This is a genomic window from Aeromonas sp. D3 (assembly GCF_027705025.1).
Classification (GTDB): Bacteria; Pseudomonadota; Gammaproteobacteria; order Enterobacterales; family Aeromonadaceae; genus Aeromonas; species Aeromonas salmonicida.
In genome coordinates this window covers 16,708-40,624 of record NZ_JAPDBE010000009.1, presented here as the reverse complement: position 1 = coordinate 40,624, position 23,917 = coordinate 16,708, and the positions used below count along the sequence as shown (strand labels likewise).

Here is a 23,917-nt window from a genome sequence, read left to right as displayed (position 1 = left end):
ATCCCTTATGGCATCTGGGCGCTGGTGATAGTGCTGGCCTTGCTGTTTCTGCTGGTGGGGTCGGATCTGGACTTCGACTATGTGATCCCCCAAAGGTTGATGCGTCTTGCCGCCATCGGGCTGGCGGGCATCTGTATCGCGCTATCGGCTGTGACGTTTCAGACACTGGCGGGCAACCGGCTCCTGACTCCCGCCATCATGGGCTACGAGGCTGTCTATCTGCTGCTGCAAGCCGTACTGGTACTGACGCTGGGCAGCCAGAGCCTGATCCTGCTGGACCGGCAGGAAAACGTGCTGCTGTCACTGCTGTTCATGCTGGGCTACTCCTGGATAGTCCATCGCTGGCTGTTCAGGGAGGGGCAGACCAACCTCTATCAACTGCTGCTGGCGGGCCTGGTGCTGACCATGGTGCTCGGCACCTTTACCCAGTTCATCCAGCTCAAGACCAGCCCGGGTGAGTTCTCCATCCTGCAGGGCTTCAGCTACGCCACCTTCAACCGGGTACAGCCCGGACAACTGCTGTTCGGCGCCGCCTTGATCACTCTGGTCGGCATCATGACCTGCCGACGACTGGCGGTGCTGGATGTGCTCTCCCTGGGTCGTGACCAGGCAATCTCGCTGGGAGTGGATTACCGGCACACAGTGCGGCTGCAACTGGCCCTGATCGCCGTGCTGGTGGCCGTCTCCACCAGCCTGGTGGGCCCAACGGCCTTCATGGGGGTATTCGTGGCCAATATCACCTATGCGCTGGCACGCACCTTCCGCCACAGGGTCACCTTGCCGCTGGGCTGCGCCATTGCCATCGCCATTTTTATCGTCGCCCAGTTTCTGGTGGAGCAGCTGTTCAACTACCGCACCACGGTCAGCATCCTCATCAACCTGGTGTGCGGCACCTACTTTCTCGCCCTCATGGTCAAAACGAAAGGCACCCCATGATCACCCTGGAGCATGTTCACAAGACTTACGGTGACAAGCCTGTGCTACGCGATGTCACCCTGGCCTTTCCCGCCGGCCAGGTCACCTCGCTGATCGGGCCCAATGGCGCAGGCAAGAGCACGCTGCTGATGTCGATTGCCCGGCTGCTCACCGTCAGCCGGGGCAGAATTCTGATGGACGGTATCAATATCGAGCAGATCCCCACCCGCGACTATGCCAGACGGGTCGCGACCCTGCGCCAGTCACCGGACGTCGGGCTGCGCCTGACCGTTGAGGAGCTGGTCTCTTTCGGGCGCTTCCCCTACAGCCAAGGAGCCCTCACCCGCCAGGACCGGCTGGCAATCGATGACGCCATTGATTTTCTGGCCCTTGAGCCGCTGCGCAAGGCCTATCTGGATGAACTCAGTGGCGGTCAGCGACAGATGGCGTTTCTGGCCATGACCATTGCCCAGCAGACAGACTGCCTGTTGCTGGATGAACCCCTCAACAATCTGGACATGAAGCATGCGGTCAACATCATGCAGGCCATACGGCGCCTCTGTGATGAACAGGGCCGCACCGTCATTCTGGTGGTACACGACATCAACTTTGCCGCCAACTATTCCGACCACATAGTCGCGATGAAAGCAGGCGCCATCGCCCACAGCGGCCCGGTCGGCCAGGTGGTCACCCGTGCCTGTCTGCAAGACCTCTATGAACTGGACTTCGAGATACTGCCGAGTCAAAACGGCTTCGTCTGCAACTACTTCAACCCATCCCTGTCAGGAGAATCGCTATGAGGATGAACAAGGCACATGCAGTACACGGAATATTGCTGGTGGCGGCCGCTGGCCTGATGGGGTGTGATGACGCCGCATCAGGATCGGCGGCACAGACACCCTCGGCAAACGATCCCATTGTCACTGTCGAACACCAGCTGGGTACGACCCGGATAACCCACCGCCCGGAGCGGGTGGTGGCTTTCGACATGAGTGAACTGGATACCCTGGATCAGCTGGGCGCCCCCGTGGCGGGCATCGCCAAAGACTATGTGGCTCACTTCCTCAGCAAATACAAAGACGATCCCAACGTTATGGATGTGGGCACCACCATACAACCCAACCTGGAGCGACTGCACAAACTCAAGCCGGATCTCATCCTGATCTCCCCCCTGCAAGCCCAGAGTTATCAGGAGCTGAGCCGGATAGCGCCGACCCTGCACTACGACATCGACATGACCAATCACCAGGGGCATGTACTGGAAACCGCCAAGGCTCACCTGCTCACCCTCGGAAAGATACTGGGTAAAGAGGAGCTGGCGCGCGAAAAGGTTCAGCAGATAGACGACAAGATAGCCCAGGTGCGTGAAGTGACCCGGAACCGACCGGAAAAGGCCTTGATAGTGCTGCACAATAACGGCGCCTTTACCTCCTTCGGCACACACTCACGGTATGGCTTCATCTTCGATACCCTTGGGGTTCAGCCGGCGGGTCCTGACAGGGAAACAGGCACCCATGGGCAGCCCATCTCCAACGAGTTCATCCAGCAGGCGGATCCGGACATCCTCTATGTGATCGACAGGACGGCCGTGATGGAGCGACGGGCGGCACTCAATGCCCAGAGCCTGGATAACCCCCTGCTGCGCCAGACCAAGGCGTGGAAAAGTGGCAAGGTCATCTTTGTCGACCCGGAAACCTGGTATCTCTGCACGGCCAGCGTGACCTGTCTGACCCGCATTGCCGATGAAGTGATGACGGGCTACCGCAGCTGACAGGATCACGTTGTTTGCCCGGCTGTCGCGGCTGAATCACTGGCCGTTATGCTGCCGGGCCACAAAGATACAAATGATATTCATTTTTATTTGAGGGTTATGAAGTCTCGTTCGGAAAACAGAAGGAGACAATCAATCACCTCCTCGAATAGAAAGGAATCCTGAATGTTAAAGCCCCATCTGTTGCATCCTGCGGCGCTCGCCCATCCCCCTCTGGCACAAACCGTTTCCCGCTTTTCCTTGAACCAGCTGGGCGTGGCCGCACGTCTGGCCATTCTGGCCGGTGTCAGTGGCACACTGCTGCTCGGCCTTGCCCCATCGGCGCAGGCACAATCCCCGGAGCAGTCGGTCACGGCCACAAAAAACCTCAGTATCCCGGCTGGCTCTCTGGCCCAGGCGCTCAAGACCTTCTCGTCCGAGACAGGTATCAGCCTGGATCTCGATGATAAAACCCTGCAAGGGATGACCAGCCCCGGGCTGGCAGGCCAATACAGTCCCCCCCAGGGTCTGGCCCTCTTGTTGAGTGGTCACGATCTGGTGGCCGAGCCTGCGGGAGAGGGACGCTACAAGGTTCGCCGGCAAGCCAGGGTCAGTGCCGATGAGGTCATGGTGGTGCAAGGGCGTCAGACCTATGCCGGTGGCCAGGTGGCCTCTGACAGTCGGGTCGGATTGCTTGGCAACAAGCACTTCATGGATACCCCGTTCAACACCGTCAGCTACACAGAAGAGTACATAGAGAACGAGCAGGCACAGGATATCGGCTCCCTCGCCGGTGCCACCAATGCATCCATCTATGTGCCGAGCAAACGCAGCGTCTTCGAGACCTTCTACATGCGTGGCTTCAGCACCACGGCCAGTGACATGACCTTCAACGGTTTGATCGGCATGGCGCCCAATATGCGCAGTTCGACCGAGATGGCAGAGCGGGTCGACGTGCTAAAGGGGCCGTCCGTGCTGCTCAACGGCATGCCGCCCGACGGCAGCGTGGGGGGCAGCATCAACATAGTGCCCAAACGCGCCGGCAAGGATCCTCTGGCCAAGGTGACCGCCACCTATGAATCAGACGGGCTCGGCGGCGTGCATCTGGATCTCGGTCGCCGCTTTGGTGAAGAAAAACAGTGGGGGGTGCGCTTCAATGGCGTCTACCGCGATGGTGACACCCCGGTCAATGACCAGCAGCACAAGATGGAGCTGACTTCCATTGGCCTCGACTGGCGCAACGAGCGGGCCCGCGCCTCCCTCGATCTCTATCGGCAACATGAAGAGGTGGATGGGGTCAACTACTTCAGCATCTTCTCCATCGCCAGCACAGTCACCCAGCTGCCCACAGCCAAAAAGGGCGACTATTCACTGGCTCCGGCCTGGGCCTACACCATCAATGACACCAGGGCAGCCGTATTGCGGGGGGAGTTCGACCTGACCGATTCGCTGACGGCCTTTGCTGCATGGGGCCAGCGAGAGGGGGGATACAGAGCCCTGATCACCCGCAATACCCTGCTCAACAATGCGGGGGACATCAATGCCATGGCCATTCGCTCCGAACGGGACGGCACCCAACGCTCGGGCGAAGCCGGTCTGCGCGGCAACCTAGGCACGGGTCCTGTCGATCACGCCTGGTCACTGGCCGCCACGCACTACACCTCGGAGCTCAGCTTCAAGGATCGCATGTATCCCAACCACACAATCACCAACTATGACCACCTCGATTTTGGCTCGGCCCCCGATCAGAGCGGTTTTGGCGCAGTGACGTCCAGCAGCGACGCCAAGCTGGAAAGTGTCGCCCTGGTGGACACCCTCTCCTTCCTGGACGGGGACCTGCAGTGGACAGTCGGCGCCAGACACCAGATGGTGGAGAGCACCAACTATGGTGCCAGCGGCGCGCAGACCTCCCACTATGACGAGAGCCGGCTCTCGCCAGCCACCGCCATCCTGGTCAAGGTACGGGATGACCTCTCCCTCTATACCAACTACATAGAGGGACTGGGCCAGGGGGGCACGGCGCCCACCACGGCCAGCAATGCGGGTGAAATCATGAAGCCCTACCAGACCAAGCAGTATGAGGTCGGCGCCAAGCTGGATCTGGGTCAGTTCGCCCACACACTGAGCCTGTTCCAGATAGCCAAACCGAGCGCCTACACGGATCCTGTCAGCAATGTCTATGGGGTATACGGTGAACAGCGCAACCGGGGGATTGAGTGGGATCTGTTTGGCGAGCTGACTCCGGAACTGCGCCTGCTGGGGGGAGCCTCCTATACCCAGGCCGAACTGACCAAGGCCCTCAACAAGGCCAATGAAGGCAACCAGGCGACCGGGGTGCCCAAAGTGATGGCCAAGCTGGGGCTGGAATACGACCTCTCCGCCCTGCCCGGGCTCACGCTGACCGGCAATACCCAGTTTGTCGGCAAGCGCTATGTCACCGATGACAACCGCATGTCGCTCTCCCCCTACACCACCTTCGACCTGGGGGCCCGCTACACCACCAAGATTGCCACCAAGGAGGTGACGGTGCGAGCCTCGGTGCAAAACCTCACCAATCATGCCTACTGGCTCGGCTCCTGGAGCGGTGGCGACGGCAGCGGGCTGTCCGGCGGACTGGGTTCTCCACGTACCTTCCTTCTGTCCACCTCACTGGCATTCTGAGTTGGTTGTCTGCCTCGGCACATGAGTCGGCGCCAGCCTTGAAACAAAGAGCCCGGGATTATCCCGGGCTCTTTGTTTGTGCATGTGTAATCCACACACCTAGAGGCGGCGCAGGCACCACATGAAGTAAGCGCCCCCTAACAGGGTGGAGACCAGCCCGACCGGCACGTCCTGCGGGAAGAGGATCTGCTGGCCGATCCAGTCCGCCGACACCATCAGCAGGGCGCCGGAAGCGGCGGCACCGAGCAGATGCCAGCGCGCCCGTACCAGCCCCATCAGCTTGGCCATGTGCGGGGCCAGCAGACCGACGAAGGAGAGCGGCCCCACCACCAGGGTGGCGCTGGCGGTGAGCACGGCCACCAGCAGCAGTATGGCGAGCTGGGCACGGTTGAGGCGAATACCCAATGCGGTCGCCAGTGCCGGTCCCATGGGCAACAGATCGAGCCAGCGGCTGATGAGCAGGCAGGCTGCCAGCATCAATACCGCCAGTGCCACCAGTCCATAAGCCACCGGCAGGGTGACGTAATAGGTGGAGCCGGACATCCAGGAGAGCAGTTGCTGCACCCGCATATCGCCGTTGGCCAGCGCTATGGCCTGCAGCGGCTCGAACAGCGCCGTGATGGCGATGCCGGACAGCAGGATCCGCTCCGGCTGGAAGCCATGCTTGCGGTTGACCAGCACCAGCAGCAAGAGGCAACCGAAGGCCCCGATCAAGCCCCCAAGCAGCATCATGGGCAATGGCAAGGCAGGCAACAGCAGTGCCGTCGCTATCACTCCCATGAAGGTGCCGCCACTCACCCCCAGCAGTTCCGGACTCGCCATGGGATTGTTGCTGACCCGCTGCAGCAGGGTGCCCGCCAGCGCCAGCAAGATCCCGGCAGCCCCCGCCGCCAGAGTGCGCGGCAGCCGCCACTCCAGCTGGGCCTGCCACCTGAGCCAGCTCGGCCAGCTCCAGCCGTGCATTCCCTGACCGAACAGCAGAGAGCCTATGATGGCGAGCCCCAAGCCGAGCAGCAGCAAGGTGATCAGGCGAGTCGGGACCGGATGTCGTGCTACCAGCAAACCGGTACTCGCTTTGGGTGTGCCCGACTTCAAGGAAAGTCGCGGGATAAGCCAGAGCAAGAGCGGCGCCCCCAACAGAGCCGTCATGGCACCGGTCGGGATCAGCATGGGCCAGAATCGACTGACGGATTGCAGCAACAGATCGGTGGCCGCCAACAGCAGAGCCCCAAGAACAGGCGCCCACAGCAGCCGCTGACCGAGCTGACGGATCCCCAGCAAGCGCACCATGGCAGGTGCGGCCAACCCGATGAAACCGATCAGCCCCACCACGCTCACCACGCAGGCGGTGACAAATACCGCCAAGCCAAGCCCCGCCAGTCGCAAGTGTTGGAGGGAGACCCCCAGACTGCGGGCGCTGGCATCATCCAGTTCAAGCACAGCCAGCGGGCGCACCAGCGCAGCCGCCAGCCCCCCCGCCACCAGCAGCCGTGGCAGTAGGTAGCTCACTCCGTTCCAGCTGTTCTGGGCCAGAGAACCGCTGCCCCACACCAGCAAGCCTTTCAACTCCTCCTGAAAAAACAGCAGCAGCCCCATGCTGATGGCTGCCAGATAGAGGTTGATCACCAGCCCCGCGAAGACGATGACGACGGGATTGAGCTGACGGCGCCAGGCCAGGGCAAACACCAGCGCCATGGCGAGGCTGCCACCGGCCATGGCGATCCACTCCCGCCCCAGCAGCAACCAGGAGGGAGCAAACAGGGTCACCATCATCAACGCCAGCTGGGCGCCGGAAGCCACCCCCAGTGTGGTCGGTGAGGCAAGCGGGTTGCGCAGCACCTGCTGCATCAGGGTACCGGCCAGACCAAGGGCGGCCCCGGCCAGCAGGGTCACCGTCAAGCGGGGCAACCAGCTGAAATGGACCACGGCTTGACGGGCATCATCCAGATTGGGCGCAAAGAGGGTCTGCCACCAGAGCACGCCCGGCAACTGGCGGGCCAGCTCCCAGCAAGCGAGCGAAAGGGTCAGCCCCAGCAGGATCAAGGTCGGTCGCTGCAACGGGGATGGAAATAAATGTTTCATTGGCGATCTCCCCTGGCATCCTTCTGCAATGCCTCGCTGAGCAAGGTGGCGAAGCGACGGGCGGCGAGTACGCCACCGAAGCTCCAGACTGCGGGCAGATGCAGTACCGGAGCCTGTTGCACCAGCGGCAAATGCTGCCACAGACCGGGCTCCTGCAGCCGTTCGCTCACCCCGACCGGAATGGGATCTACTACCACCAACCTGGCCTCCGGTATGGATAAAAACTGCTCGAGACTGGCCACAGAGAAGCCCCAGGCATTGGTCTCCCCCTGCCAGGCATTGCGCAGACCGAGTCGCTGCATCACGGCCTCGAACAGGCTGTGGCGGCCGAACACCCGGACATGGCGCTCATCGATAAACTGCACCACCAGCAGGGGCGGCAGCTCCGCCGGCAGGGTCTGTTTCATCTGCTCGAGATCCCGATTCAAATCTGTCAGCAGCACGTTCGCCTCGGCCGTTTTGTTTACCAGCGCCGCTATGGTCAGGGTCGCCTCATGGAGCCGCTGCCACAGATCGGTTTGTGGATCATAGAGGGCGATGGACTGCACGGGGGCGATGCGGGACAGGGTCGGTGCCAGCGGCGCCGCCAGCGGAGATATAAGGATGCGATCGGGTTTCAGCTCCACCAGCAGCTCGCGATTGGGCTGAGCCCGCAGGCCTATATCCACCACATCGGCCGGCAGCAGAGGCTCGCCGACCCAGGCTCGATAGGCGCTGACATCCCCCACCGCCAGCGGGGTCACCCCGAGCGCCAGCAGGGTTTCGGCTATGGTCCAGTCGACGGTGGCAATCCGTGGTACCTGTGTGCGCTCACTCGGCCGAGCGGTATCGGTGGCGGCACTCTGGCTCGCCGGACTGGCCTGCAATCCCAATGGAGCCAGCAGGCAGAGCAGCCAGCCGGCCCTTTTCAATGAAGATATCAAGATAGCTGTCCCGGCTAGATGATGGCGATGGCATGGGCATGGGCCGGGTGGCGCATGACCTCCATCGGAATGCCATGGTACATGGAGTGCAGGGTCTCGCCAGTCTGCAGTGATATGGGTACAAATAAACTCATCAGGATAACAAGCCTTATCTAAACGATGGCGATGGCATGGGCATGGGCCGGGTGACGAATGACCTCCATCGGGATGCCATAGATGGCGTGCAGGGTCTCGCTGGTCATGATCCGCTCTGGCTCGCCATGGGTAAGCAGACGACCCGAGTGCAGCGCCACCAGCCGATCGCAGAAGCGGGAGGCCATGTTGATGTCGTGAATGACTATGATGACGCCGAGGTTTAGCTGACGGCTGAGCTGCCTGACCAAAGTCAGCACCTCCACCTGATGGGCCACGTCCAGCGCGGCCAGCGGCTCGTCGAGCAGGATGAAGCGGCTCTCCTGGGCCAGCAGCATGGCCAGCCAGACCCTGCCCCGCTCGCCACCGGAAAGGGTATCCACCAGCCGATCGGCAAAACCTTCGGTATGGGTGAGAGCAATGGCCCTGTCGACCTGACGCTGATCCTCTGCTCCCATCCGGCCAAGCAGGCCGCGCCAGGGATAGCGCCCCATCTCCACCAGCTCACGGCCGAGCAGGTTCTCGGCGCTCGGCAGATGCTGGGGCAGATAGGCCACCTGACGGGCGAACTCCCGGTTGCCCCAATCGGTCAGCGGTTTGCCATCGAACAGGATCTCGCCCTCACTCAGGGGCTGCTGGCGCGCCAGCAGCTTGAGCAGGGTGGATTTGCCCGAGCCGTTGTGGCCTATGAGGCCATAGACCTGTCCCTGCTCGAAACGCAGGTCCGTTGGGTGCAGCAGCTTGCGGTCGTTTACCGCGAAGCTGGCGGCTTTCATCTCAAACATAAGCTGTTCCTGTGCTGGCCTGATGCCAGTCTCATCGGCGCCGGTATCAAGCCGGCACCTCGCAATCCAGATGGGCGACGGCATCCCGGCTAACCTGCTCGCGCCGTTCACCAGTCAGTTCGGTGAGCTGGCCCTGACGCATCTCCAGCAAGCGGTCGGCCAGCGGGAAGTAGTGATCGTCGTGGCTGATGGCGATCACCGTCTTGCCCATCGCCTTGAGGCGCGGCAGCAGCAGCTGATAGAAGATGCGGCGGAACTGGGGATCCTGATCCGCGGCCCATTCATCAAACAGCATCACCTCGCGCTGCTCAGCCAGTGCCAGCAGCAGGGCGACCCGCTTGCGCTGCCCCTGGGAGAGATCGATATCGGCGATAAAGTTGTCCTCTATGGCGAGCTTGCTGCCCATCTGCAACCGATCCAGCCACTCGGCGATCAGCTCAGCCTTGGGCTCAGGCCCCAGCAGATGCTGAAACAGGTGATAGTCGGTGAAGATGGCGGAGAAGAGCGCCAGATAGGCGTTGCGATCCGTGACGGGTTCACCATCCAGCAGGATCCGGCCCGACACAGGCTGATAGAGACCGGTCAGCAGCATGGCCAGGGTCGATTTGCCGGAGCCGTTGCCACCTATGATGAAGACCTGCTCCCCCTTCTCTATGGTGAGATTGATGGGGCCCACAGAGAAGCCACCCTCCCCCTGATAGTGAAAGCTCACCTGCTCCAGCTGGATGCGTTGCCAGGTGTGGGGTGCCGGTGGCAGCGGGAAGTCGGGATCCGGCTCGGCCAGCGCCAGTGCGGCTATCTTGTCGAACGCTACCTGGGCGGAAAGCAGGGTCGGCAAGGCGCCTATCCCCTGCAACAGCGGAGTGCGCAGGAACAGCAGGGTCAGGGCAAAGGTGGCGGCCACATTGGTGTTGGCCCAGCCGAGGCCATTGGCCAGGAAGAAGACCAGGCCTATGGCTCCCAGCATCATGATATTCGACCAGTTCACCGCGCTCAGGTGATAGGTGTCGGCACGGATGATCTGCTGGCGATAGTCACGGGCGTTCTGCTCATAGAGCTGGTGGTAGACGAAATGGGCCCGCTCGCGATTGAGCGCCAGCTCTTTGCTGCCCGCTATGATGGCCTGATAGTTCTGATAAAGGCGATCCTCCGCCTGACGCATGTGGGAGAGATGGCGATAAACACGGTTCACCAGCAGCCAGCCCACCACCATGGTCACAGTGACCCAGAGTGCTGTGACGCCGAGCAGGGCCGGTGACAGCCAGCCGAGATAGAGGGCCGAACCAACAGTGAGCACCAACCCCTGCACCAGCTCGGGCAGGCGCACGAAGGCGATGGTGATCTGGCCTATGTCGCTGGAGAGGGATGCCAAGAGCGGCCCCTGGCCAAGCTGGCGAATGCGGGCGACATCGGTATCCAGCAGTTGCTTGAGCAGACGGCCCCGCAACCGGTAGACGAAATGATGACCGAGTGTGGTCAGGGCCAATTGAGATCCGAGTGTGATCACCAGCAGCAACAGGATCAGGCCAAGCAGTTGGCCAAGTACCGGCAGCGGATCGCCGACGGATTCGACAAGAGATTGATTGATAAAGGCAATGACGCCGATCCCGCTCACTGCGCTAAGCAGGCTGAGCAGAGTAATGGCGATGAAGGGCCAACGATATTGGCGGTAAACCAGAGACAATAGTTCCATGACGGGCCTGTATGCGGGGGAAAAAGGGCGGGAGTCACAACTCCCGCCCGACCTCTGTTACCAGCGGTAGTTGATGCTGCCCACCACGCTGCGCGGCTCGCCGTAGTAGCAGTAGTAGTCACAGCTGGCCACGTAGGTTTCACCCAGCAGGTTGTTGACGTTGAGCTGGGCTCGCCAGTTCTTGGCAAAGTCATACCCGATCATCGCATCCCATACGGTATGGGCCGGTACCTGGGCCGAACCATAGATGGGGTTGTAGCTGGCATCCACGGCGCCTATGCCAACACTGGAGCCGACATAACGCACGCCGGTTCCCAGTTCCAGACCGGAAGCAATTCCCTGCTGCACCTTGTAGTTGCCCCAGAAGGAGGCGATATGGCGCGGGATCAGGCTGGCACGGCGATCACCCTTGCCGGTGTCGTTGGTCTTGGCATCCGTGTAGGTATAAGCAGCGGTGAGACGCAGCGCCTCTGTGGCCTGCACGCTGCCTTCCAGCTCGACACCCTGGGAGGTCACTTCGCCGGCCTGGGTCTGCTGACCGGATCCTGTAGAGACAAGCGAGTTGGTCTGCTCCAGATCGAACAGGGCCAGATTGATGTAGCCGTCGAGGAAGCTGGGGGCGTACTTGACGCCAGTCTCATACAGGGTGCCCTTGAGCGGCTTGTAGGAGTTCTGGGTATTGGGATCTATCCCGGGCAACACCTCGAACGACTCGGCGTAGGCAATATAAGGAGAGAGACCGTTGTCGGCCAGATACATCAGGCTGCCGGAGAGGGAGAGCTCGTGATCGTACTGCTTCTCCTCCTTGTTCTTGGCTTCGCTGATGTTGTGGGTTTCAACATAGTCGAAGCGGCCACCACCGGTCAGCAACCAGCGATCGTCCCAGCGGATCTGGTGCTGGGCATAGAGGCCGCTCTGGCCCTTGGTGCTCTTCTGGTGGGTGGTGGTCGATTCGTCAAAACCGGGGAAGCCGCTGTAATCCGGGTTCATGGTATTGATGGAACCCATGCCGAAGTTGTCGGCTTCCTGACCTTCGTTGACGTGACGCTGCAGATCCAGCCCCAGCAGCAAGGTCTGCTCCGTGCTGTCCGTGTTCCAGTAACCCACCATCTGGTTATTCATGGTGGCACTCTTGGTGTCACCATCCCGGTAGACAAGCCCACGGTAGGCGGTCGTACCTTCATAGGTCGGGAAAATATAGGTCTGGCGCAGCAGCAGATCGTTGTAGTTGAAGCGGACGTTCTGCTTGAACTCCCAGGTCTGGTTGAGCTGGTGGGCCAGCTCGTAACCGGCGGAGATCTGGGTGTTGCGGTTGCGATCGTAATCCGGCTGGCTCAGGTTGGTGGAGGGATCTATCTGGCCACCGCTGGTATTGAGAGTGCCATAGACAGGGAAGAAGCCGTTGGTCGGCACACCTTCGTCATGCTTGAAACTGGCCAGCAGGGTCAGGCTGGTACGATCCGAGATATCCAGGGTGACGCTTGGCGCCAGATAAACCCTATCGTTATAGGTATCGTTCAGCACGCCGTCACGCTCGCTGTAGAGGGCGACCAGACGGTAGCGACTGTTGTCGGTCAATGCATCCGAGACATCCACCCCAATCTGACGAAGATCCCGGCTGCCCATCTGCAGATCCAGCTGCCCCTGCGGGGTGGCGGTCGGCCGCTTGCTGATGGCATTGATCACGCCGCCGGGAGGCGCCTCGCCGTAGAGGATCGAGGCGGGCCCTTTCAGCACTTCCACGCTTTCCAGACCGAACGGCTCTGGCGTCCACACATAGTAGCCGGTGCTGAACAGGCGATTGCCATCCAGATAGGAGGCGGCATCGAAGCCACGCACCTTGAACCAGTCGGCATCGTTGTCGGATCCATAGGATTGGGAGAGCACACCGGAGCGGTAGCGCAGCGCTTCGTCCAGTTTCAGCACGGCGTGCTGATCCAGCTCCTCACGATTGACCACTGAGACGGCCCTTGGCGTCTCGGCCATCGGCACTTCCACCTTCATGGCGGTACCTGTCACCACCATGGTTTCGCTGGCTTTTGGCAACTCTTTCGGTTGTTCGGCCAGTACTGGCAGGCTTGCCAGCAGGCAGGAGAGCGGCAGCAGTTGCTGTGCCCCTCTCTTTCGTATCGCTGCGGTCAGGGTGTTTTTTTGCGCAATCATATAAGTGTCTCAAATATCAATGAGTTGTTTCTGGTTTCTTATTATTGGTGACCGATCAAGCTGGTCTGCCCGGTTCCTCAGGCGAATAAAGCAGCGCAATGCTACTACAGGAGCCATGATCGAATCGATTCAATAATTGCTAATCATTTGCATCTGCATTGTTACCTGACGTATCAAAGCAGCAGCTGTCGGGCAGAAAAAGGAGGGATCAGACAGGGGCATTTCCGGGAAAAAGATCCGGGGCAGACGAAAAACGGGGGATCCTGCCTTATATAGGAAAAGAAAAGAGGATCCATTATCCCCAAGCTTTATCCATATTTATCCACACCCTTTGGCGGTAGAATTCGGCTTTCCGTTTCTTTGTCTGAACTCAGGATCCATTCCATGGCCAAACTCAATCTCGTCGTCGGCTCCATGCTGGGCGCCGCCGAATATGTCGCAGACCACGTCGCCAACCTGCTGGAACTGGCGGGCCATCAGGCCGAGATCCACAATCCAGCCAGCCTGGCCGAGGTGCTGACCGAGCCGGACGCCATACTGCTGGTGGTCACCTCCACCCACGGTGCCGGTGATGTGCCCGACAATCTGCAACCCTTCGCCAAGGATCTTGCCGAGCAGCATCCGGATCTTAATGCCTTGAAATATGGCGTGATCGCCCTCGGCGACAGCAGCTATGACACCTTCTGCCAGGGCGGCAAGACGCTGGATCTGCTGCTGAGCGAATGTGGCGCCAGCCGGATCGGGGATCGTCTCGACATAGATGTGACCCAACACGAGATCCCTGAAGATGCCGCTGAGGCCTGGATCCAGGGCTGGATGCAGATGATCGCCTGATCAGGAGGGGGAGATCCGGTAAAAAAGCCTTGATCTCCCCGTTTATCCCCAGATCGCTATCCACCAAGTTATTAACAGATTGATCCTGACGACTTGTTCTACACGGTTACCCACAATGCCCAGGGGTAATGTGCATAACTACAGTGTAAACCTCTGCAAAACCTATAGTTATCCATGTATGAGATCCAACCCGCTAGCCGCCTGTGTATAAAAGCACTGGTTATACCCTGGTTCACGGCCCCAGGATCCAAGCTTTTCCACAAGCTAGGATCGTCTTTAACACGATGATCTTTATGATCAAAAAGTGCTTATCAACAGAAAAGGCGGATCCTAATAAAAGATCCAATAAAAGATCGATCTAAAGATCCTTAAGATCTATTAAGTAGATCCTCCCTTCATTCTGAACGTTAAGTAGACGTTCCCCTCAGGGCGCGAAACAGATAGAATGTTCAGCCCCTCAGCCCAGGCAATCAACGATCTTCAGACGTGCAGATCAAGGTGATCCCCAATGCAATACCATGAACAATTTGATGTGATCGTCGTTGGTGGCGGTCATGCAGGAACCGAAGCAGCAACAGCGGCAGCCCGTATGGGCCTGAATACCCTGTTACTGACCCACAACATCGATACGCTGGGACACATGTCCTGTAATCCGGCGATCGGCGGGATCGGCAAGGGACACCTGGTCAAGGAAGTTGACGCCCTCGGTGGGATCATGGCGCGAGCCACAGATCTTGCCGGGATCCAGTTCCGTACCCTCAACTCCTCCAAGGGGCCAGCGGTACGAGCCACCCGTGCTCAGGCGGATCGACTGCTCTACAAAGCCGTTGTTCGCCAGATGCTGGAGAACTATCCCAACCTGAAGATCTTCCAGCAGGCCTGTGATGATCTGATCATGGACGGGGATCGTGTTGCCGGTGTCGTCACCCAGAGCGGGATCCGCATCAGTGGCAAGACAGTCGTGCTGACGGTCGGGACCTTCCTGAACGGCTTGATCCACATCGGGATGGAAAACTACAAGGGCGGCCGCGCCGGGGATCCTCCCTCGATCGCCCTGGCTCAGCGGCTGCGCGAGATGCCGCTGCGCATCGATCGTCTCAAAACCGGGACGCCGCCACGGATCGACGCCCGCAGCGTCGATCTCTCCGTGATGCAGGCGCAGTACGGCGATGATCCGCGCCCTGTCTTCTCGTTTATCGGCGATGCCAGCCAGCACCCACGCCAGGTGCCCTGCTACGTCACCCATACCAACGAGCGCACCCACGATGTGATCCGCAACAACCTGGATCGCAGCCCCATGTACGCCGGGGTGATCGAAGGAATTGGCCCCCGTTACTGCCCGTCGATCGAGGACAAGATCACTCGCTTCGCGGACAAGACGGCCCACCAGATTTTTGTCGAGCCGGAAGGCCTGACCACCCACGAACTCTATCCGAACGGGATCTCCACCAGCCTGCCATTCGATGTGCAGGTGCAGATAGTGCGTTCCATTCGTGGTTTCGAAAATGCCCACATCACACGCCCCGGCTATGCCATCGAATATGACTTCTTCGATCCCCGGGATCTCAAGGCCAACATGGAGAGCAAGTGCATCGGCAACCTGTTCTTCGCCGGCCAGATCAACGGCACCACTGGCTACGAAGAAGCCGCTGCCCAGGGCCTGATGGCCGGTTTGAATGCCGGTTTGCGTGCCCAGGGCAAGGATCCCTGGCATCCCCGCCGGGATCAGGCCTACATGGGCGTGATGATGGACGATCTCTCCACTCTGGGGACCCGCGAGCCTTACCGCATGTTCACCAGCCGCGCCGAATATCGCCTGCTGCTGCGGGAAGACAACGCCGACCTGCGCCTGACCGCCATTGGCCGCGAGCTGGGTCTGGTGGATGACGAGCGCTGGGGCAAGTTCAATATCAAGATGGAACAGGTGGAGCTGGAGCGTCAGCGCATGCGTTCGACCTGGATCCACCCGCAACATCCGTCACTGGAAGCGGTCAACGCCCTGGTCAACACGCCGCTGACCCGTGAGCAGAACCTGGAAGAGCTGCTGCGTCGCCCCGAAGTGACCTACGATGCGCTGATGGCCATCGAAGGGGTTGGTCCGGCGCTGAACGATCACGCCGCCGCCGATCAGGTGGAGATCCAGATCAAGTACGCCGGTTATATCGAGCGTCAGTACGACGAGGTAGAGAAGCAGTTGCGCAACGAGAACACGCTCTTGCCGCTGGACATGAACTACCGCGACGTCAACGGTCTCTCCAACGAGGTGATCGCCAAGCTCAACGATGCCAAGCCCGAGACCATTGGTCAGGCCTCCCGCATCTCCGGTATCACACCGGCGGCCATCTCCATCCTGCTGGTTCACCTGAAAAAACACGGCCTGCTGCGTAAAACCGCCTGAGGATCTCCATGCTGCAAAGATTGAACGGCCTGCTCATGCAGGCCGGTATTGTTATCACCGACACCCAAAAGACCCAGTTGGTTCAGCTTGTCGAGTTGCTGCACAAGTGGAACAAGGCTTACAATCTCACCTCGGTGCGTGATCCCGACGCCATGCTGGTCAAGCATATCCTCGACAGCCTAGTGGTGAGCCCTCACCTGCACGGTGAGCGCTTCATCGATGTGGGGACAGGTCCTGGGCTGCCTGGCTTGCCACTGGCCATCATCAATCCTGACAAGCAGTTCGTGCTGCTCGACAGTCTGGGCAAGCGGATCAACTTTATCCGCCAGGTGATCCAGGAGCTGGGCCTGACCAATGTGACGCCAGTCAAATCCCGGGTGGAAGAGTATCAGCCTGACGTGGGGTTTGATTGTGTGCTCAGTCGGGCCTTTGCCTCGCTGGAGGACATGCTGAGCTGGTGTCACCATCTGCCGTCCGAACAGGGCAGCTTCCTGGCGCTCAAGGGGCAATATCCCGAGCAGGAGCTGGCCCAGTTGCCTGCCAATATCCGTCTGGTAGCCTGTCATGAATTGCGGGTACCGGAATTGGAAGGCGAACGTCATCTGCTGGAATTCAAACATATCCAGCCCGAATAGGGTCGCAGTTTCATTTAGGGGATAGTGTGGGAAAAGTCATCGCCATAGCCAACCAGAAGGGTGGAGTGGGTAAAACCACCACCTGTGTGAATCTGGCCGCCTCCCTGGCCGCTACCCGGCGCAAGGTGCTGGTGATCGATCTGGATCCCCAGGGCAATGCCACCATGGGCAGCGGCGTCGACAAATACGAAGTCGAGCGCACCGCCTACGAGCTGCTGATCGAAGATGCCCCCATCGCCGAAGTGATCATCCCCGAAACCTCGGGGGGCTATCACCTGATCGCCGCCAATGCCGACGTGACCGCGGCCGAAATCCGTCTGATGGAATTCTTCGCCCGCGAGATCCGACTGCGCAACGCCATTGCCTCGGTACGGGACAAATACGACTACATCTTCATCGACTGCCCGCCTTCTCTCAACATGCTGACCGTGAACGCCATGGCCGCCGCCGATTCCGTGCTGGTGCCCATGCAGTGCGAGTACTATGCACTGGAAGGGCTCACCGCTCTGGTGGACACCATCAGCAAGCTGGCAGCCGTGGTCAATCCGGAGCTGAAGATCGAAGGGGTGCTGCGCACCATGTTCGATCACCGCAACCGGCTGGCCAATGATGTGTCCGATCAGCTGAAACAGCATTTCGGGGACAAGGTCTATCGCACCATCATCCCCCGCAACGTAAGACTGGCGGAGGCCCCGAGTTTCGGAGCCCCGGCCATGCACTATGACAAATCATCGGTGGGCGCCAAGGCCTATCTGGCACTGGCGGGCGAAATGCTGCGCCGCCAGGAGCAGGAACGTCCGGTGACCATCGCAGACCGAGAGAGCATATGACGCCGAAAAAACGTGGGCTGGGCAAGGGGCTGGACGCCCTGCTCAGCACCAGCACGGCCGCGCGCCAGAAACAGGTGATGAGCGACCAGCGTACCGAAGAGGCCATGGCCCCCACCAATCAGGGTGAGCTGCGCAGGCTGCCGGTGGAGTGGCTGCAGTCCGGCAAGTACCAGCCGCGCAAGGATATGTCGCAGGATGCACTGGAAGATCTGGCCAATTCCATTCGCGCTCAGGGCGTGATCCAGCCGATCGTGGTACGCCCCCTCGGCGAGCAATCCTTCGAAATCATCGCCGGTGAGCGGCGCTGGCGAGCCTCCCAACTGGCCCGCCTCGACGTTGTGCCCTGCATCGTCAAGGATGTGCCTGACGAGGCCGCCGTCGCCATCGCCCTGATCGAGAACATCCAGCGCGAAGATCTCAATGCCATCGAGGAGGCGGTTGCCCTGCAGCGGCTGCTGACCGAGTTCGAACTGACCCACCAGCAGGTGGCCGAGGCGGTGGGCAAGTCCCGCACCACTGTCACCAACCTGTTGCGCCTCAACCAGCTCAACGATGACGTGAAGCGTTTCGTCGAGCACGGCGATCTCGACATGGGCCACGCTCGTGCCCTGCTGGCCTTGAGTGGTCAGGCCCAGTCCGAACTGGCCAAGCTGGTCGCGCAGAAGGGACTGACAGTGCGAGATACCGAGAAACTGGTGCAAAAAGCGCTGGAACCGGCAAAAGCCAAGGTTGAACCCGTGCGCGATCCACAGTTTGGTTATCTCGAGCGCCAGCTGTCGGAAAAAATTGGCAACCAGGTTCAGTTACAGGTTGGCAAGCAAGATAGCGGAAAGTTAGTAATAAGTTACGGGGATTTAACCGACTTGGACCGTATTTTGGGCTATTTTGGCCTGTCGGAATCGTGATTTTTACGCTTTTTGTAGTAATAAAACATCCATTCCTTTTGATATGAACATAACCTTAATTCTGTGCGGAAAGCCGCAAAAATTAAGGGTTTTTGTCATATTGCAATCACCGCCTTCAAGGGTATAATTTGACCGGCTTTTGGGGCTGTAAATTCGTGCGTGCCAACATGTCGATTTTTACAGTTCTGTAATGTTCAGGGGGCATTTGGTGGAGCAGAAATTAGCCTGGAAAGGTTTGACACTGGCCTTGGCTATACTTGCTTGCCAACTTACCCTGATCCTGGCTGTGAGTGCCGCTTGGGCTCATCTAAGAGGTATTCCGGCCGGATACGCGTCCCTCTATGGGGGAGGCGTATATCTGATTCCACAACTCCTGTTCAGTCTGTTTACGTTGAGCCGGAAGCTTGGCCCCGGGAGTGCGGGCTGGGTGTTGTGGGATTTTTGTGTTGGAGCAGGGATCAAGCTGGTAAGTACTGTCGCACTCTTCGTGACAGTGCTCCTGTACGTCGAGGTGGAACATCTCCCCCTTTATGTCACTTATGCGCTCTCCCTGTTTTTCCAATGGGTCATCACGATCGTTCTCAATAACCGCTACTAGGAAAACTCATGGCTGCAACCGGAGAAGCCCTGACTACTCAGGGATACATCTCCCACCACCTGCACCATCTGCAAGTGGGTTCGGGGTTCTGGACGGTAAATATCGACTCCATGATATTTTCCGTTATCCTCGGCGCTCTGTTTATCTGGATATTCCGCAAGGTGGCCGCGACTGCGACCAGCGGTGTTCCGGGCAAGCTTCAGTGTTTTGTAGAAATGGTTGTCGAGTTTGTGGATGACACCGTCAAGGGTATCTTCCACGGTAAGAGCAAGCTGATCGCTCCGCTGGCGCTGACCGTGTTCATCTGGGTTTTCCTGATGAACCTGATGGACCTCATCCCGGTTGACTACCTGCCCTACACGGCACAAGTGCTGGGCATCCCCTACTTGCGAGTAGTTCCTTCCGCCGATGTTAACATCACCATGTCCATGGCTCTGGGAGTCTTCGCCTTAATCATCATTTACAGTATCAAGATGAAAGGTGTCTCGGGCTTTGTGAAAGAGTTGACCCTCAACCCTTTCAATCACTGGGCATTGATCCCTGTTAACCTCGCGTTGGAGTTGGTTACCCTGCTGTCCAAACCCATCTCTCTGGGTCTGCGTCTGTTCGGTAACATGTATGCCGGTGAACTGGTATTTATCCTGATCGCCGGTCTGCTACCGTGGTGGTCCCAATGGCTGCTTAGCGTGCCTTGGGCGCTGTTCCACATTCTGGTAATTACTCTGCAAGCCTTTATCTTTATGGTGTTGACCATTGTCTATTTGTCGATGGCCAGTGAAGACCATTAATCCTGTTACGTTTACTAGCTCTGTTTGGAGAATATAAAGATGGAAATGATTTACTTCGCCGCTGCAATCATGCTGGGTATGGCCGCTGTCGGTGCCGCTATCGGTATCTCTCTGCTGGGTGGCAAGTTCCTGGAAGGTGCTGCTCGTCAGCCTGACCTGATGCCTATCCTGCGTACCAACTTCTTCATCGTAATGGGTCTGGTCGACGCAATCCCGATGATCGTGGTCGGTATGGCTCTGTACCTGATTTTCGGGGTTGCAGCCTGATAAGTGATGCTGTTGTTATCACTTTCTTTTTAAATTTCATATAGAGAGGTCTTGGTTGTGAGTATCAATGCCACCCTCCTCGGTCAGACACTTGCTTTCATCATTTTTGTCTGGTGCTGCATGAAGTTTGTATGGCCGCCCCTGATGGCAGCCATCGAGGCTCGTCAGAAAGCTATCGCTGATGGTCTCTCTTCCGCAGAACGCGCCAAGAAAGATCTGGATTTGGCCAAGGCCAACGCCACCGATCAGCTGAAAGAAGCCAAGCTCCAGGCCGCACAAATCATTGAACAGGCTAACAAACGTAAAGCCCAGATCATTGATGAGGCGGCTGTTGGAGCACACACTGAGCGGGAAAAAATCCTGGCTCAGGGCCGTGCCGAGATCGACGCTGAACGTCATCGCGCCAAAGAAGAACTGCGCAAGCAGGTTGCTGCTCTTGCCATTGCGGGCGCAGAGAAGATCCTGGCGCGCCACATCGACCAGGCTGCCAACAGCGACATCGTCGACAAACTGGTAGCAGAACTGTAACGGGAACGGGGCTATGTCTGAACTGACTACAATCGCTCGCCCCTACGCCAAGGCTGCTTTCGAGTTTGCCGTTGAGCACAAGGCGGTTGACCAGTGGCTGGGAATGCTCGGCTTCGCTGCACAAGTAGCGGAGAACGAGACCATTCACAGCCTGGTACACGGCTCTGTGGCTGCCGAAGAGCTCGCAAACCTGTTTGTGGGCGTCTGCGGTGAGCAACTCGACGAGCATGGCCAGAACCTGATCCGGGTAATGGCTGAGAATGGTCGCTTGGGTGTGCTGCCGGCGGTCCTTGCTGAATTTGTCGCGTTCAAGGCTGAACTGGATAAAGAAGTTCAGGCTGACGTGATTTCGGCGATCGAACTGACCGACCAGCAGAAAGCCAATATTCAGGCTTCTCTGGAAAAACGTCTCGCGCGCAAAGTGAAGCTGAATTGCAGCATGGATGCGTCCTTGATGGCCGGGGTGCTCATCAAGGCCGGTGATCTGGTTATCGACGGCTCTGTCCGCGGTAAGCTGGATCGCATGGCCGACGCGCTGCAATCTTGATTGGGGTATTAGAGCATGCAACTGAATTCCACTGAAATCGCCGAGCTTATCAAGCAGCGCATCGCGCAGTTTGATGTCAAAAGTGAAGCGCGTAATGAAGGTACCATCGTCTCTGTGAGCGACGGTATCATTCGTATTCACGGCCTGGCCGATGCCATGCAAGGTGAGATGATCGAGCTGCCGGGCAACCGCTTCGCTCTGGCATTGAACCTGGAGCGTGACTCCGTTGGTGCTGTGATCATGGGTTCCTATGACGGTCTGTCAGAAGGAATGAAAGTAAAAGGCACTGGCCGTATTCTGGAAGTGCCGGTAGGTCGTGGTCTGTTGGGCCGGGTGCTGAACACCCTGGGTCAGCCGATCGACGGTAAAGGTCCGGTCGAAAACGACGGCTTCTCGCCGATCGAAGTGATCGCCCCGGGCGTTATCGAGCGCAAGTCCGTTGACCAGCCGGTTCAGACCGGTCTGAAAGCCATCGATGCCATGATCCCTATCGGTCGTGGCCAGCGTGAGCTGATCATCGGTGACCGTCAGGTGGGCAAGACCGCCATCGCGATCGATACCATCATCAACCAGAAAGACTCCGGTATTAAGTGTGTCTACGTTGCGATTGGCCAGAAGGCCTCCACCATCGCCAACGTGGTACGCAAGCTGGAAGAGCACGGCGCCCTGGCCAACACCATAGTGGTGGTTGCCTCTGCGTCCGAAGCTGCCGCCCTGCAATACCTGGCTCCGTATGCCGGTTGCTCCATGGGTGAGTACTTCCGTGACCGCGGTGAAGACGCGCTGATCATCTATGATGACCTGTCCAAGCAGGCCGTAGCTTATCGCCAGATCTCCCTGCTGCTGCGCCGTCCGCCAGGACGTGAAGCCTACCCGGGTGACGTTTTCTATCTGCACTCCCGTCTGCTGGAGCGTGCTGCTCGCGTCAACGCCGAGTACGTAGAGAAGTTCACCAATGGTGCCGTGAAAGGCCAGACCGGTTCTCTGACCGCGCTGCCGATCATCGAAACCCAGGCCGGTGACGTGTCTGCATTCGTACCGACCAACGTGATTTCCATCACCGATGGTCAGATCTTCCTGACTTCACAGCTGTTCAACTCCGGTATTCGTCCGGCGGTTGACCCGGGTATCTCCGTATCCCGTGTGGGCGGTGCTGCTCAGACCAAGATCGTCAAGAAGCTGTCCGGTGGTATCCGTACCGCACTGGCCCAGTATCGCGAGCTGGCGGCATTCGCCCAGTTCTCTTCTGATCTGGACGAGGCAACTCGCAAGCAGCTGGATCACGGTGTGAAAGTGACCGAGCTGATGAAGCAGAAGCAATACTCTCCGATGAGCGTGGCCCAGCAGTCGCTGGTGCTGTTCGCCGCCGAGAAAGGCTATCTCTCCGATGTCGAACTGAACAAGATTGTCGACTTCGAAGCCGCTCTGCTCTCTTACGCCAATACCCAGCATGCTGAGCTGATGGCTGAAATCAATGCCAAAGCAGATTACAACGACGCGATCGTTGGCAAGCTGACTGCGTTGCTGGATGACTTCAAGGCAACCCAGACCTGGTAAGCGTGTGTGGCAGCGCGAGCTGCCACCTGATGGAGAGTAAGAGATGGCCGGCGCAAAAGAGATACGTAACAAGATCGGGAGTGTGAAAAACACTCAGAAGATCACCGGCGCTATGGAAATGGTGGCAGCAAGCAAAATGCGCCGTGCGCAGGAACGCATGTCTGCCAGCCGTCCGTACGCTGAAACCATGCGCAAGGTGATCGGCCATATCGCCCAGGGGAACTTGGAATACAAGCACCCCTACCTCATGGAACGTGAGGTCAAGCGAGTGGGTTACATAGTCGTCTCCACCGACCGTGGCCTGTGTGGCGGTTTGAACATCAACCTGTTCAAGGCTGCCCTCAATGATATGAAGCAATGGAGCGCGAAAGGTGCCAAGGTTGACTTGGCTCTGATCGGCAACAAGGCCTCCAGCTTCTTTGAACGGCACGGCGCCAAGGTGCAAGCTCATGTCGCAGGACTGGGTGACAACCCGAGCGTCAATGACCTGATTGGTTCAGTCAAGGTCATGCTGAAGGCTTACGACAACGGTGAGATTGACAGGCTGTATCTGGTGTACAACAAGTTCGTGAACACCATGGTGCAGCAACCACGGGTCGATCAACTGCTGCCTTTGCCCGTAACTGAAGACAGCAAGCTCGCCAAGAAACACCACTGGGATTACATCTATGAGCCGGATCCCAAGCAACTGCTGGACACCCTGCTGATTCGCTATGTCGAATCCCAGGTATACCAGGGGGTGGTAGAAAACTTGGCAAGTGAACAGGCAGCCCGAATGGTTGCCATGCAAGCCGCGACTGACAACGCCGGCAACCTGATTAACGACCTGCAACTGGTGTACAACAAGGCCCGTCAGGCCAGTATTACCCAGGAACTGACAGAGATCGTATCCGGTGCTGCTGCGGTGTAAGGCAAGGGTTATCAAA

At 58.8% G+C, this 23,917-nt stretch carries 21 protein-coding genes and 1 pseudogene; 16 read left to right on the top strand and 6 right to left on the bottom strand.

The features are described 5' to 3' along the window. From OKC28_RS07735 to OKC28_RS07720, 4 genes are all read left to right on the top strand, one after another. The gene (locus tag OKC28_RS07735; RefSeq protein ID WP_333562732.1) at positions 1–936 is read left to right on the top strand and encodes an iron chelate uptake ABC transporter family permease subunit; all 936 of its coding nucleotides are present in this window, start codon (positions 1–3) and stop codon (positions 934–936) included. Next, positions 933–1,715, top strand: a complete 783-nt coding sequence (locus tag OKC28_RS07730) for an iron ABC transporter ATP-binding protein (protein ID WP_265466554.1) — start codon at positions 933–935, stop codon at positions 1,713–1,715. Before OKC28_RS07735 ends, OKC28_RS07730 begins: the two co-directional genes overlap by 4 nt. Before the next feature lie 2 nt (positions 1,716–1,717). Beyond that, positions 1,718–2,686, top strand: a complete 969-nt coding sequence (locus tag OKC28_RS07725) for a siderophore ABC transporter substrate-binding protein (protein ID WP_265433943.1) — start codon at positions 1,718–1,720, stop codon at positions 2,684–2,686. Positions 2,687–2,851: 165 nt separating this feature from the next. Then, the gene (locus OKC28_RS07720; RefSeq protein WP_270688553.1) at positions 2,852–5,326 is read left to right on the top strand and encodes a TonB-dependent receptor; all 2,475 of its coding nucleotides are present in this window, start codon (positions 2,852–2,854) and stop codon (positions 5,324–5,326) included. Between the two features lie 99 nt (positions 5,327–5,425). Here OKC28_RS07720 and fhuB read toward each other — a convergent pair whose 3' ends face one another. From fhuB to OKC28_RS07690, 6 genes and pseudogenes are all read right to left on the bottom strand, one after another. Beyond that, on the bottom strand, positions 5,426–7,408 hold the full coding sequence (fhuB, locus tag OKC28_RS07715; protein ID WP_270688551.1) for a Fe(3+)-hydroxamate ABC transporter permease FhuB: 1,983 nt from the start codon (positions 7,406–7,408) through the stop codon (positions 5,426–5,428). After that, complete coding sequence (locus tag OKC28_RS07710) at positions 7,405–8,319, bottom strand: ABC transporter substrate-binding protein (RefSeq protein WP_442865746.1); 915 nt, start codon at positions 8,317–8,319, stop codon at positions 7,405–7,407. The genes fhuB and OKC28_RS07710 overlap by 4 nt, the downstream gene beginning before the upstream one ends. A gap of 26 nt (positions 8,320–8,345) precedes the next feature. Next, positions 8,346–8,450: pseudogene (locus OKC28_RS07705) on the bottom strand (Fe3+-hydroxamate ABC transporter ATP-binding protein FhuC); the annotation flags it as partial. A 33-nt stretch (positions 8,451–8,483) separates the two neighbouring features. Continuing rightward, positions 8,484–9,248, bottom strand: a complete 765-nt coding sequence (locus OKC28_RS07700; protein WP_270688549.1) for an ATP-binding cassette domain-containing protein — start codon at positions 9,246–9,248, stop codon at positions 8,484–8,486. A gap of 46 nt (positions 9,249–9,294) precedes the next feature. Further along, entirely contained in the window at positions 9,295–10,941 is a 1,647-nt protein-coding gene (locus OKC28_RS07695; protein WP_270688547.1) for a multidrug ABC transporter permease/ATP-binding protein, read from the bottom strand. 57 nt (positions 10,942–10,998) lie between these two features. Further along, positions 10,999–13,104: a TonB-dependent siderophore receptor gene (locus OKC28_RS07690; protein WP_270688545.1), complete on the bottom strand. Its 2,106-nt coding sequence runs from the start codon at positions 13,102–13,104 to the stop codon at positions 10,999–11,001. A 384-nt stretch (positions 13,105–13,488) separates the two neighbouring features. Between OKC28_RS07690 and mioC the strand changes: the two genes are divergently transcribed. The 12 genes from mioC to atpG all read left to right on the top strand — a co-directional run bounded on the left by mioC (position 13,489) and on the right by atpG (position 23,901). Further along, positions 13,489–13,938: an FMN-binding protein MioC gene (gene mioC, locus OKC28_RS07685; RefSeq protein WP_270688543.1), complete on the top strand. Its 450-nt coding sequence runs from the start codon at positions 13,489–13,491 to the stop codon at positions 13,936–13,938. A gap of 508 nt (positions 13,939–14,446) precedes the next feature. After that, positions 14,447–16,336, top strand: coding sequence for a tRNA uridine-5-carboxymethylaminomethyl(34) synthesis enzyme MnmG (mnmG, locus tag OKC28_RS07680; protein ID WP_219591530.1), 1,890 nt, complete (start codon positions 14,447–14,449; stop codon positions 16,334–16,336). Positions 16,337–16,344: 8 nt separating this feature from the next. Further along, a complete protein-coding gene (gene rsmG, locus OKC28_RS07675; protein ID WP_021139942.1) occupies positions 16,345–16,971 on the top strand; it encodes a 16S rRNA (guanine(527)-N(7))-methyltransferase RsmG in 627 nt (208 codons plus the stop codon). 26 nt (positions 16,972–16,997) lie between these two features. Beyond that, the gene (locus tag OKC28_RS07670) at positions 16,998–17,801 is read left to right on the top strand and encodes a ParA family protein (RefSeq protein WP_005319608.1); all 804 of its coding nucleotides are present in this window, start codon (positions 16,998–17,000) and stop codon (positions 17,799–17,801) included. Beyond that, the gene (locus OKC28_RS07665) at positions 17,798–18,706 is read left to right on the top strand and encodes a ParB/RepB/Spo0J family partition protein (RefSeq protein WP_021139940.1); all 909 of its coding nucleotides are present in this window, start codon (positions 17,798–17,800) and stop codon (positions 18,704–18,706) included. The genes OKC28_RS07670 and OKC28_RS07665 overlap by 4 nt, the downstream gene beginning before the upstream one ends. Before the next feature lie 190 nt (positions 18,707–18,896). Further along, complete coding sequence (locus OKC28_RS07660; protein ID WP_059112320.1) at positions 18,897–19,304, top strand: ATP synthase subunit I; 408 nt, start codon at positions 18,897–18,899, stop codon at positions 19,302–19,304. Positions 19,305–19,312: 8 nt separating this feature from the next. After that, positions 19,313–20,092, top strand: coding sequence for a F0F1 ATP synthase subunit A (gene atpB / locus OKC28_RS07655; protein WP_005319615.1), 780 nt, complete (start codon positions 19,313–19,315; stop codon positions 20,090–20,092). Between the two features lie 39 nt (positions 20,093–20,131). Next, the gene (gene atpE, locus OKC28_RS07650) at positions 20,132–20,359 is read left to right on the top strand and encodes a F0F1 ATP synthase subunit C (protein WP_370881544.1); all 228 of its coding nucleotides are present in this window, start codon (positions 20,132–20,134) and stop codon (positions 20,357–20,359) included. Positions 20,360–20,416: 57 nt separating this feature from the next. Further along, positions 20,417–20,887: a F0F1 ATP synthase subunit B gene (gene atpF / locus OKC28_RS07645; RefSeq protein WP_005319619.1), complete on the top strand. Its 471-nt coding sequence runs from the start codon at positions 20,417–20,419 to the stop codon at positions 20,885–20,887. A gap of 13 nt (positions 20,888–20,900) precedes the next feature. Continuing rightward, positions 20,901–21,434 (top strand): F0F1 ATP synthase subunit delta, encoded by a 534-nt coding sequence (atpH, locus tag OKC28_RS07640; RefSeq protein ID WP_256686362.1) that lies wholly within the window; start codon positions 20,901–20,903, stop codon positions 21,432–21,434. A gap of 15 nt (positions 21,435–21,449) precedes the next feature. Next, entirely contained in the window at positions 21,450–22,991 is a 1,542-nt protein-coding gene (gene atpA, locus OKC28_RS07635) for a F0F1 ATP synthase subunit alpha (protein ID WP_005319624.1), read from the top strand. A gap of 43 nt (positions 22,992–23,034) precedes the next feature. After that, positions 23,035–23,901 carry a F0F1 ATP synthase subunit gamma gene (gene atpG, locus OKC28_RS07630; protein ID WP_005319626.1) on the top strand — a complete coding sequence of 289 codons (867 nt, stop codon included), beginning with the start codon at positions 23,035–23,037 and terminating at the stop codon, positions 23,899–23,901. Positions 23,902–23,917: the final 16 nt, after the last annotated feature.

Bases quoted from the DNA above. Each gene is read 5' to 3' on its own strand.
- atpE (WP_370881544.1), top strand. From the start codon at position 20,132: ATGGAAATGATTTACTTCGCCGCTGCAATCATGCTGGGTATGGCCGCT.
- fhuB (WP_270688551.1), bottom strand. From the start codon at position 7,408: ATGAAACATTTATTTCCATCCCCGTTGCAGCGACCGACCTTGATCCTG.
- mnmG (WP_219591530.1), top strand. From the start codon at position 14,447: ATGCAATACCATGAACAATTTGATGTGATCGTCGTTGGTGGCGGTCAT.
- OKC28_RS07690 (WP_270688545.1), bottom strand. From the start codon at position 13,104: ATGATTGCGCAAAAAAACACCCTGACCGCAGCGATACGAAAGAGAGGG.
- OKC28_RS07725 (WP_265433943.1), top strand. From the start codon at position 1,718: ATGAACAAGGCACATGCAGTACACGGAATATTGCTGGTGGCGGCCGCT.
- atpB (WP_005319615.1), top strand. From the start codon at position 19,313: ATGGCTGCAACCGGAGAAGCCCTGACTACTCAGGGATACATCTCCCAC.
- rsmG (WP_021139942.1), top strand. From the start codon at position 16,345: ATGCTGCAAAGATTGAACGGCCTGCTCATGCAGGCCGGTATTGTTATC.
- OKC28_RS07700 (WP_270688549.1), bottom strand. From the start codon at position 9,248: ATGTTTGAGATGAAAGCCGCCAGCTTCGCGGTAAACGACCGCAAGCTG.
- OKC28_RS07720 (WP_270688553.1), top strand. From the start codon at position 2,852: ATGTTAAAGCCCCATCTGTTGCATCCTGCGGCGCTCGCCCATCCCCCT.
- OKC28_RS07660 (WP_059112320.1), top strand. From the start codon at position 18,897: ATGTTCAGGGGGCATTTGGTGGAGCAGAAATTAGCCTGGAAAGGTTTG.
- OKC28_RS07730 (WP_265466554.1), top strand. From the start codon at position 933: ATGATCACCCTGGAGCATGTTCACAAGACTTACGGTGACAAGCCTGTG.
- atpA (WP_005319624.1), top strand. From the start codon at position 21,450: ATGCAACTGAATTCCACTGAAATCGCCGAGCTTATCAAGCAGCGCATC.
- atpG (WP_005319626.1), top strand. From the start codon at position 23,035: ATGGCCGGCGCAAAAGAGATACGTAACAAGATCGGGAGTGTGAAAAAC.
- OKC28_RS07665 (WP_021139940.1), top strand. From the start codon at position 17,798: ATGACGCCGAAAAAACGTGGGCTGGGCAAGGGGCTGGACGCCCTGCTC.
- mioC (WP_270688543.1), top strand. From the start codon at position 13,489: ATGGCCAAACTCAATCTCGTCGTCGGCTCCATGCTGGGCGCCGCCGAA.
- atpH (WP_256686362.1), top strand. From the start codon at position 20,901: ATGTCTGAACTGACTACAATCGCTCGCCCCTACGCCAAGGCTGCTTTC.
- OKC28_RS07695 (WP_270688547.1), bottom strand. From the start codon at position 10,941: ATGGAACTATTGTCTCTGGTTTACCGCCAATATCGTTGGCCCTTCATC.